3 protein-coding genes are annotated in these 4,019 nt (G+C 44.2%); all 3 read right to left on the bottom strand.

Annotated elements, in window-relative coordinates; translation table 11 throughout:
• Positions 1-209: 209 nt before the first annotated feature.
• Complete coding sequence (locus ABUA34_RS13955; protein WP_015534582.1) at positions 210-1,574, bottom strand: ATP-binding protein; 1,365 nt, start codon at positions 1,572-1,574, stop codon at positions 210-212.
• Positions 1,575-1,749: 175 nt separating this feature from the next.
• Positions 1,750-2,313, bottom strand: coding sequence for a GNAT family N-acetyltransferase (locus tag ABUA34_RS13950; protein WP_022217019.1), 564 nt, complete (start codon positions 2,311-2,313; stop codon positions 1,750-1,752).
• A 109-nt stretch (positions 2,314-2,422) separates the two neighbouring features.
• A partial coding sequence (metE, locus tag ABUA34_RS13945) for a 5-methyltetrahydropteroyltriglutamate--homocysteine S-methyltransferase (protein ID WP_349823510.1) occupies positions 2,423-4,019 on the bottom strand: 1,597 nt, incomplete at its 5' end.

Below are 4,019 nucleotides of genomic sequence, written 5' to 3'. Positions count from 1 at the left end.
TCTTTCCTCAGTTCTTCAAGCAACCTGCGCGCAGTCTCCACGCTGACATTTCTCTTTGACTTTGGGAAATACATCACCATTCCTATATAATCAGGTCTCACCTCATTCACCGCGGCCACATCGGCCGGGGTCGTGATTCCGCACATCTTTATCTTCATGCTGTCTCTCCTATTTTTTAACATCGGCTCGCCAACAGGCGAAAACTGATGCTACATATCCTTATCGAACGTCAACCCTGATAGGTCAAGTTTATATATCGTGTCAGCCATCTTTTCGTTTTCCAGAAACATCATCATATATATTGGCAAATATACTTTTTTGCCGCTGACCTCTACGTTTCTCTCCGAAAAAACATATGCATATTCTATTCCGTAATTTTCATCAGCCAAGACATTGCACAGCGCAGAGTGTCGTTTGTAATCCTTACCCGATTTTATCTCCAGTGGAACTACTTTACCATTCAGTTCTATTACAAAATCAAGCTCACCCTGCTTTTTGCTGTTAAAATAATATTCTTTATGACCTTTGCTGAGTAGTTCCTGGGAAACCACATTTTCAAATAGCGCACCATTGTTTATAGATTTTTCTTTATTCAGTATCGCCATTTTCACCTGATCCGAATACCTACTTGTCAGCAGCCCTACATCGGAGAAAAATAGTTTAAAGAGATTCCTATTCTCACTGATCACAAGCGGAAGTTTCGGCTCACTTATATTGTAGACCGGTATCGCAACCCCAGCATCCTTAAGCCACAGAAAATCATTTGCAACCCTATCATAACTGAGGCCTTTACCTATACTATTGATCTGGAATCGTTTATTTTTCTGATCAAGCTGTCCCGGCATAGCATCATATATCTCCTGCAGTTTCAGCTTGTATCTTGTCTCATACTTTGTAAAATCACTCTTGTACAATCTAACTATCTTTTCATGTACCTCCGCTACCTTCGCAAGATCATTTGTCTCCACATAGGTATTGACCGCCTCCGGCATTCCGCCCACGATAAGATACAGATTGAATACATCAAGCATTTTTTCATGTACAAACGAATCAACAGGCAGCCTCTGCGTAAAGCATTCCTTCATTGTGTCGATCACATTCTGATTCACACCAACAGAAACCATAAATTCGCACAGATCCATCGGATACATATCGCATACTCGCAGATATCCAACCGGTGCAGATCTGAGATCATTCAGCTCTACGCCCAAAAGCGAACCGCTCATGATATACCTGTAGCTTCCATCTTCCACCAGGAACTTCACTCTTGTCACTATATCTTTAAACTCCTGCACCTCATCCAGAAATATGATCGTACGGCCTTTCTCAAGAGGCTGTTTTGTCACCAGGCTAAGTCTCATAAGCAGATCCTTTGCATCTCTGGCACCGTCAAACAATGTTACAAGCTCCGGCTGGTCAATAAAATTTAATTCCACATATGGCACTCCACTTTCCCTGAGGCATTCTTTTATAAGATATGTCTTACCGATCTGTCTTGCTCCAGTTATGAGCAAAGCATCCCTGCCGCTCTGAATCCATGAATCTATATAATTTTTTGCCGATCTTTCCAGCATAAAATCACCCCCACACACTGCATTTGCAACTTTTCTATCCCTATGATATCAATTTTTTGCAACTTTTCCAACCTTTTCGCGGTGATTTTCGCAACTTTTCCAACCTTTTTTCGGCAGATTATGCAACTTTGCGAGCTTTAGTAACAATTTTCTTTTATTTTACGGCGGGTCCTCCTTATGAAAATATCTGTCCGGGCAGTGTCTTTTTCTCTTTATATAGAAACTGCCTGTCGAATTCTTCCACAGCCTTTTCGTCCACGAAATATCCTTCTGGCGGAGCGTACTCACCCGTGACTCCATCAAGATATCCGGAAATCAGCTCCTTGCAGAGGAAAAACGATGCATCCTCCCCCTCATCAAGTCCATGATAGCGAATGCCAAACTCGCTTGCCGGTCTGAATCCGCTTTTGCCATAGAAATCAATATTCCCCTCAAAGCATAGTGCTCCGCAGCCGAGCTCTGCAGCTTTCTGCAACGAATAATCTAGCAGTATCTTTCCATAGCCCTTACGTTTAAGTTCATTCTTTATGCATATAGGGCCCATCGTCATAACCTGAATACTTCTTCCGTCATCCGCAGTTATTTCTGCTCTCATAAACATATTCTGGCCGATGAGTTCTCCTTTTTGCAGCATAACTAAATCCAGTTCCGGGACAAATGCACTGTCTTTTCTCAGCTGATTGAGCACATAGTGTTCCAGGCAGCCGGGACGATACACATTCCAGAAACTGTCCCGCACCAGATTCTCGACTTCCCGGTATTCATCCTCTTTCTCCAGCCGTATAACCAGATCATCATTATGACTGACTTGCGTAATATTTATGTGAATTTGTCAAGCATTTTGTATATTATTTTCTCACCTGTCTGGCAGCCTCAACCATATTTCTGAGGCTGGCGTCAGTCTCAGGCACACCTCTCGTCTTAAGACCGCAGTCCGGGTTGATCCAGAGCTTATCCCTGCCTATCTTCGTGAGCATGACATTTACCGCCTTCACGATCTCTGCCACAGATGGAACTCTCGGGGAATGAATGTCATACACTCCAGGTCCCACCTCTGTCTCGAAGTTGTTCTCCCTGAGAGAATCCAGGATCTGCAGATCGGATCTTGACGCCTCAAATGTGATCACATCCGCGTCCATATCATCTATAGCAGGTATGATATCCGTAAATTCACTGTAGCACATATGTGTGTGTATCTGTGTCTCAGCCTTCACACCGCTGTGTGTCAGACGGAATGCAGGTATCGCAAAATCAAGGTACTCCGTATACCAATCAGATTTTCTGAGTGGAAGCTTTTCTCTGAGTGCAGCCTCATCTATCTGTATCATCTTTATTCCATGCGCCTCCAGATCCAGCACCTCATCTCTGATTGCAAGCGCTATCTGTGATATAGATTCCTTGATTGATATATCCTCCCTTGGGAATGACCAGTTGAGTATCGTCACCGGACCGGTCAACATTCCCTTCATGATCTTGTCTGTGAGCGACTGCGCATATACAGACCAATCAACCGTGATCGGCTTTTTGCGGTATACATCACCCCATATCACAGGCGGCTTTACGCATCTCGTTCCATATGACTGTACCCATGCTTTCTCAGTGAACAGGAATCCGCCAAGTGCCTCACCGAAATATTCAACCATGTCATTTCGTTCATACTCGCCATGCACAAGCACATCCAGTCCGATGTCCTCCTGCCACTTTACACATTCCTTTATCTTTCCCTTTACAAAGTCCACATATTCCTGCTCAGATATCTCTCCCTTTCTGAGCTGTGCTCTCTGTGACTTCACATCCTTAGTCTGTGGGAATGAACCTATAGTGGTTGTCGGAAGTTCAGGAAGTCCAAATTCCTTCTTCTGAAGTGCCTGCCTCTCGCTTCTCTTCGGAAGTCTTGCATAATCTGCCTCAGTCACTGCCGCAAGCCTCTGTCTCACCTCGTAGCTGTTGCAGTCTCTTGTTCCCGCAAATAACTCCTGATTCTTGTGGTATGCCTCAAGCTCTGTATAGTTATAACTCTCGGCAAGTGCCGCAAGCTCCGAGAGTTCAATAAGTTTCTCCTCCGCAAATGCAAAGAACCTCAGATAGTCCTGTGACAGCTTCGTCTCTTGCTTAAGTGTGTATGGCACATGAAGCAGTGAGCATGATGTAGACAGAACCACATCTATCTTCTTATCGCGGAGCTGCCCTACTACCTTGAGAGTCTTGTCGTAATGATTTCTCCATATATTTTTGCCATTTACCAGGCCGGCAAAAAGTACCTTATCCCCAGGGAAGCCGTATCCGTCTATAAGCTGACCGGTCTGTTTGCCCTCTATAAAATCAAGGCCTATTCCGGCAAATGGCATATTTATGATATCTTCATACACATCCCTCACATCACCGAAGTATGTCTGGAGAAGTATCTTACAGTCTGCACGATCTGCAAATACCCTGTCATACACC

The organism is Coprococcus sp. RTP21428st1_C9_RTP21428_210409, assembly GCF_040227395.1.
Lineage (GTDB): Bacteria > Bacillota > Clostridia > Lachnospirales > Lachnospiraceae > Coprococcus > Coprococcus aceti.
The sequence above is the reverse complement of the archived record's forward strand: the minus strand, read 5'-3'. Positions and strand labels throughout refer to the sequence as shown.